Here is a 6,402-nt window from a genome sequence, read left to right on the forward strand (position 1 = left end):
GGGTACCACACCGCGGCGGCCACCGCCGACACGGTGTCCGCCGGGTCGTCCGCCGCCAGCACGGTCACCCGCGCGCCCCGCTGCCCAAGCACGACGGCGGCGGTCAACCCGATGACCCCGCCGCCGACCACCACCACGTCCGCCCTGTCCGCCATCGCCTGCTCCTCCCGTCGCCGCCCGTTCGCGCCGTCGCGTCCTGGCCGCGCCCGTCGCGTCCTGGCCTCGGATCGTGTCCGGTCGCCCGGGAGGGTGTCCAAGACGGATCGGGCAGGCGGCGATAAGCGGCGCTTATGATCCGGGCATGCCCGATCCGCCGCACCGGGACGCCTGGTCGGATCTGCGCCGGCTGCGCTACTTCGCCGTGCTCGCCGAGGAGCTGCACTTCACCCGGGCCGCCGCCCGCCTGCACATCGCCCAGCCGGCGCTCAGCCAGCAGATCCGCGCCCTGGAACGCCAGCTCGGTGTGCCGCTCGTGCACCGCACCAGCCGGGGCTGCACGCTGACCGAGGTCGGCCAGCGGGTGGCCGCCGAGGCAGCCCGGCTGCTCGCCGAGGTCGACGCCGGTGCCGCCCGCATCCGCGACCTGGTGCGGGGCCGGGGCGGCCGGCTGCGGTTGGCGTACACCCGGTCGGCGCGCGGCGGCCGGGTGGACGCGCTGGTGGCCAGGTTCCGCGCCGCCCACCCCGACGTGGAGGTGGTCTCCGAGACCGCTTGGACCGCGCCGAACGTCGCCGGGCTGCTCGCGGGCCGGCTCGACGCGGCGTTCGTCCGCCCGCCGGTCGACGAGCCGGCGCTTGCGTGCCGCACGGTCGACACCGAGGAGCTGCTGCTGGCGCTGCCGGCGGGGCATCCGCTGGCCACCGGCCGCCGCCGGATCACCCGGGCCGAGGTGGTGGACCTGCCGGCCGTCATGTGGCCGCGCGACAACGGCCCCGGCATGTTCGACCGGACCATCGCCCAGGTGTGGCCGCGCGGAGGCTTCCGGCTCGTCCGGCAGGAGCCCGACGACGAGCAGCTGCTGCGCGCGGTGGCGCAGGGCGACGTGATCGCGGCCGTGCCGGCCGGTCGTGCCCGGGCGGTGAAGGTGCCGGGGGTACGGCTGCGCCGGTTCGCCGCGCCGACCCCCACGGTGGACGTCGCTCTCGCCTGGCCCCGCGACACCACCAACCCGGCCGTCCACGCCCTTGTCGCGCTCCTCGGCTGAGCCCCGTCGCGCCGGACCCTGGACAGCTTCCGTCTGATGTGGACGATAGAGGTCCAAGATCCGACGTAGGGTCGGGTCCGCTGACGGGGAGGATCGATGAGCGAGGGCCTGGGCGGGTTCGTCATCGGGTACGTGCCGGCGGGGATCGGCGAGGAGGTGTCCGACTTCACCAGCGAGTGGGAGGGGGTGCGCTTCCGTACCCGGGTGTGGGAACGCCAGGTGGAGGAGGGCTGGCGGGTCGACCTGCGAGTGCACGTCCTGCGCGGCGGCCGGTTGGGCACGCTCGACGAGCTGCGTGACTTCCTAGCCGACTATCACGAGCGGGACATCACGCAGTGGCCGCTCGTTGAGTTCACCGAGGGCGGCGTCACCGGCCTGGTCGGCGACGGCGAGGCGTTCCGGCTGGTCGAGCCCGGCGTGGCGATCGACGTACGCGCCGACCCGGAGCTGGTGCCGGAGCCGGAACTGCGTGCCGTGGTGGCGCGGATCCAGCGGGCCTAGCTGTAGCGCCGGCCACCGACGCCCACTGCGCGGCGGCCGCCCGGCCCGGTTACGTGACCAGCCCGGCCGAGCCGGTCGCGTCCGTCAGCTCGGCCAGACAGGTCAGCCAGAGCCGGTAGCCCTCGGGGGCGCTCCCGGCCGCTTCCCGCACCAGCCGCAGGTCCTCCAGGGCGCGGTCGGCGTCGCCGCGTTCCGCCGCCGCCCGGGCCAGGTCGAACCGGTCGGTGACGAAGGTCGACAGCCGTTGGAGGTGGTCCGCCGATGCCGCGAGCCGGTCCCGCAGGCTGTCGACCGAGGGCCCGCCCGCGTCGTCGTAGCCGACGGCAGGCAGCCCCTCGACGGTCAGTGCGGGAATCGCGTCGCCGCTGCCGTCGTCCCGGTTCGGGGGGTGGCCGTGGCGGATGGCGCCCAGCCCGGCCAGGGCCGTCAGGTCGCTGAGCACCTGGTCGCCCAGGAGCGCGGTGACCCGGCCGGTCGCGTGCCCGACCCGGTCGTGGTCGCGCCCGGCCAGCAGGCCGGCGAGCTCGGTGGTCAGGTCGGTGAGCTGTTCGGACACCCCGGCCAGGCCCTCCGCCAGGAACGCGATCTCGTCTTCGAGCCGCTCCAACACCTCGTCGGCGTTGCTGAGAACGCTGTCCCGCATGGCTCCCCCGGTCGTGTCGGCCCACAGTGATCGCGAAGAATCTTGACCCATCAACGGATGAAGATCGTCGATAGTTCTCGCGAGTCTTTGTCGGATATCCGATACGTTTGGGGTCAGCGAATGTGTCCTCATATTCGTATTCTGTCGAGTTCACCGTCGACTATGGACGTGGAGGGCCGTGGATCCTCGACAGGTACGCCGCCTGGCGGAGCAGTCCGCCAACTTCGGATTCTTGACGGACCACCCGCTGCTGGTCACGTCAGAGTGCCGTGCTGACGAAGGCTTTCGAGTCAGGCAGCCAACGCTTCGCGGAGGGAGCGGGCGGCCTCGTACACGAACAGGTGGCCCGCCGGCCGCAGCGGCCGGGCGACGTCGCGCGCCCAGGCGACCAGGTTCCGCATCCAGATGAGGGCCCTTGCCGGTGTAGACCAGGTCCGCGCAGCCGGCGCGCTGGGGTACGCCGGGGACTGCGGCCACCACGTACCGGCAGGTCACCCCCAGTTCGGCGGCGCATCGGTGGGCCGCGTCGGCTCCCGGGCCGCGCGCAGCAGATCGTCGTGTTCCCGGACGTACTTCTCGGTGGCTCTTTCCCCGGCGGTCCGGTTGTGTCGTACGGCGTCGTCCACGACGACCAGTGTCGCGTTTCCGCCGGCAGCGGCGAGAGGGTTTCACATTTTCGTGAATGATCCACGGTCACGCTTGTCGGCCTGACTCCGGTTAGGAAACGCTGTCGGAATGCCGCTGGCGAGATCCATTGGGGGCGGGTAATGTGCTGCGACGTCGTCGATTCCCGTGAACGGAACCGGCGGCATTCATCGCACCTGCGCAATTCCTCCGACGGTCGGCCGAGCCGCCCGTCCGATACGCCGTGCCCGTGAACCGTTCCCATTCGCCACCGACTGCGGTGGCGGGCTGATTCGAGGAGCCGCCGTGCGCGACCCGGACGCTGACCCGCAGGTCAGACCCGCCGTAGCCGAGAGACCCGCCGACCCCGCATCGCCCGCCGACCCCGCATCGCCCGCCGATCCCGCGTCGCCCGCCGATCCCGCATCCGCCGCCGATCGCGAGGACTCGTCCCGCCTCGGTCAGAGCTTCGCCAACCGTCCGCTCGGATACCCGAACACCCTGGTCTGGCTACGCTCCGGCGTGCTGCGCGACTGGCGCGGGGTGCTGGGCGCGTTCCTGGCCACCTGGTTCTACGTACCGGTCGCCCTGCTCCTCGCGGTCGGGGGCGGGATCATCCTCGCCGTCTACGGCCTGGTCGCCGGCGGCACCCAGGCCGGCGACCAACTGCCGGAGGTGCTGCGGGACGCCCCGCTGGTCGGCTCGCTGCTCGACGCCTTTCTCGCCCGCTCCGGCGGGGTGCTTGGCGGCTTCGCCGGCTTCGCGATCGGGTTCCTCGCCGGGTTCCTGGTAGTGCTGGTGTGGCCCTGGCTCGACGCGTTCGACGAGCCGGCGAACCTGTTCACCGGTCTGGCCGGGATGGTGGTCGCCGCCGCGCTGATCGGCGTGCTCTACACCCTCTACCGGATCATGTGGGAGCCGCGTCTGCTGGCCATCTCGGGCGCACGCCGGCTCAGCCGCCGCGAGGCCGAACGGCTCCGACCCATCCTGTACGACTGCGCGCGCGCCCTCGGCCTGCCCAACGTGCCCCGGCTGCTCATCGAGGACGACCCGGTGCTCACCAACGCCCGGGCGTACGCCCGGCACGTGGTCGTCACCACCAGCCTGCTCGGCGAGTCCGACGAGGACATCGCGGCGCTGCTCAGCCATGAGCTGGTGCACTGGCGCACCGGCGACGAGGTGACCAGCGCGTTCGTCCGTGGCGTGGCGCTGCCCCTGGTGCTGGTGCACGCCGTGCCGACGTGGCTGATGCGGACCTTCCCGCACCCGGCGACCAACTTCGTGGTGTTCGTCTTCTTCTGGCCCGTGCTGCTCACCATGCGGTACGTGGTGCTGCCGCTGCACTCCCGTGACGTCCGGGCAGCCGAGTACCGCGCCGACGCGGGCGCCGTGCTCGCCGGCCATGCCCGGGGCCTGCGGGACATGCTGGAGCGGCGCAAGTCGTTCGAGAGCGGGCGCAGCGGCTGGGACGAGGCGGTCTGCGCCACGCACCCGGCGTCCGAGCTGCGGCTGGACCGGCTGGAGGAGCTTTCCCCGGCGGCCGGTGCCGCCGCCGTCGCCCCGGTCACCGCCGAGGGGCTGTTCGGGCGGCCGGGGGCGGTCGCGTCCCCGCGTGCGGTGCTGGTGGCCGGCGTGCTGGCCCTGGTCTGCGGTCTCGGCGGCACCCTGCTCGGGGTGACGCAGTGGGCGCTGTTCCGCCCAGCGGAGACGGTCGACGGGTACTTCTCGGCCCTCGCGGACCACGACGCCCGGGCGGCCCTGGAGCTGGTGCAGCCCGACGCGCGGTCGGCGGCCGGCGACATCGACCGGCTCGCCGCGCTCGTCGAGGCCGACGGCTACCAGCCGCCCGACGACGTCGACGTGACCTCGGTCGAGCGCGACGGCGACGAGGCGACGGCCAAGGTCGAGTTCAGCCTCGCCGGCCAGCGGGTGCGAGCCGAGCTGTCGCTGCGCCGGGAGGAGTCGGCGACCCTGGGCCTGTTCCACGAGTGGCGGCTCACCGGCGGCCCGGCGGCGCTGAGCGTCCCCGGCGGGCAGGCGGGTCTGACGGTCAACGGGGTACCGGTCCCGACGGGTCCGGAGGGGGACACCCTTGCGCTGCTGCCCGGCCTGTACACGGTCGGCGGGCAGACCAACGTGCTCGCCGAGACCCCGCCACAGACCGTCGCCGTCGTCCCCGGGCAGGACAGCGCGGGCGAGGTGCGGCTGGAGCCGGTGCTGACGTCGGGCGCGCGGGCGGCGGCCGAGGCGGAGGTGCGCAAGCACCTGGACGGCTGCGCGGCGCAGAAGGTGGCCGCCCCGGTGGGCTGCCCCTTCCGCTACTACGACAGCGACTCGGTGAAGAAGATCGCCTGGAAGATCACCGAGTACCCGCAGATCGTGGTGGAGCTGACCGGCCCCGCCACCGCCCGGGTGTCGACGCCGTACGACGGGCAGGGGTCGGTGCGGGCGACCGGCACCGCCGACGGCTACTTCGGGACCACCCCGTTCGCCAGCGACGACGCGTTCGGCGTCGACGGTGTCCTGTCGGTGGTCGACGGCAAGATCACGTTCCGGCCCGGGGACGCCGGGTGACCATCGCGGCCCGGCGACGACACGCATCGCGGCCTGGCGACGACGAATGAGGGAGAGCGACCACGTGACCGAAACCTCGACCGGGGCACGGCAGCCGGTGCGGCTGGTGCTGACGCCACGCGCCACCCGGCCGCCCCGGGTGCCGCTGCTGACCTGGATCCACCAGCGTCCGGAGTTCCGCGCCGGGGTGCGGGACGCCGGCGGCGGACGACCCGGTGGACGGCCCGGGTTCAGCGACGCAGTGATCATCGCGGTGGTGGCCCAGGCGCTGCTGCCGGGGCTGTTCAACCTGTTGCAGAGCTGGGTCGACCAGCAGCGCACCGAGGTCAGCGTTCGGGTACAGGCGGGGGAGTCCGAGGTGGAGATCCAGGTCAACGGCCGCACGGACGCCACGAAGCTGATCGACCAGGCCACGCGGGCCCTCCGTCAGGCGATCGAGGACAGCGGCGGCGGCCCCGACCCAGCGGCCTGACCCGGGCTGAGGAGATCATGTCGGCCAGGTGGCGGTATCCCGGCCTCCGGATACCGCCACCTGGCCGGCATGGGGTCGATCATGGACCGGCTCGCCGGAATTCACCCTGGGCGCGACAATCTGTTACCCGTGCGTAACTTGTCATTGACGTCACTGGATCGACAGGCCCGTTCTTTTCCCATGATCGATCGGACCGCTCCTCGCCTCCTCCCGGCCCCGCCGGGACACCCCACCAGGAGGTGCAGCCATGCTGCTCCGAAAGATCTTCGCTGTCTTCGCCGCGTCTACCGCCACCGCCGCCGTGCTGGCCGCACCGTCCCCGGCCGGCGCCGCTCCCAGCGCCGCCGCCCCCAACCCGGTCGGGGCCACCACGCCGGCCCCCGC

General features: G+C 73.1%; 7 protein-coding genes. 4 read left to right on the forward strand and 3 right to left on the reverse strand.

The genetic code is table 11. The annotated features are described in order from the left end of the window. A partial coding sequence (locus E1258_RS28720; protein WP_132406639.1) for an FAD-dependent oxidoreductase occupies nt 1–155 on the reverse strand: 155 nt, incomplete at its 3' end. 146 nt (nt 156–301) lie between these two features. Between E1258_RS28720 and E1258_RS28725 the strand changes: the two genes are divergently transcribed. Then, nucleotides 302–1,204, forward strand: coding sequence for a LysR family transcriptional regulator (locus E1258_RS28725; RefSeq protein ID WP_165949925.1), 903 nt, complete (start codon nt 302–304; stop codon nt 1,202–1,204). A gap of 96 nt (nt 1,205–1,300) precedes the next feature. Then, a complete protein-coding gene (locus tag E1258_RS28730) occupies nt 1,301–1,705 on the forward strand; it encodes a hypothetical protein (RefSeq protein ID WP_132406644.1) in 405 nt (134 codons plus the stop codon). A gap of 49 nt (nt 1,706–1,754) precedes the next feature. Here the strand turns inward: E1258_RS28730 and E1258_RS28735 are convergent, their stop codons facing one another. Further along, nucleotides 1,755–2,348: a hypothetical protein gene (locus E1258_RS28735; protein WP_132406646.1), complete on the reverse strand. Its 594-nt coding sequence runs from the start codon at nt 2,346–2,348 to the stop codon at nt 1,755–1,757. Nucleotides 2,349–2,839: 491 nt separating this feature from the next. Continuing rightward, nucleotides 2,840–2,974, reverse strand: a complete 135-nt coding sequence (locus E1258_RS35505; RefSeq protein WP_256371041.1) for a hypothetical protein — start codon at nt 2,972–2,974, stop codon at nt 2,840–2,842. A 304-nt stretch (nt 2,975–3,278) separates the two neighbouring features. On the opposite strand from E1258_RS35505, the gene E1258_RS28745 reads away from it, so the two are divergent. Beyond that, nucleotides 3,279–5,546: a M48 family metalloprotease gene (locus tag E1258_RS28745; protein ID WP_132406648.1), complete on the forward strand. Its 2,268-nt coding sequence runs from the start codon at nt 3,279–3,281 to the stop codon at nt 5,544–5,546. A 64-nt stretch (nt 5,547–5,610) separates the two neighbouring features. Continuing rightward, nucleotides 5,611–6,018 carry a hypothetical protein gene (locus tag E1258_RS28750; protein ID WP_132406650.1) on the forward strand — a complete coding sequence of 136 codons (408 nt, stop codon included), beginning with the start codon at nt 5,611–5,613 and terminating at the stop codon, nt 6,016–6,018. Nucleotides 6,019–6,402: the final 384 nt, after the last annotated feature.

The organism is Micromonospora sp. KC207 (assembly GCF_004348615.1).
Lineage (GTDB): Bacteria > Actinomycetota > Actinomycetes > Mycobacteriales > Micromonosporaceae > Micromonospora.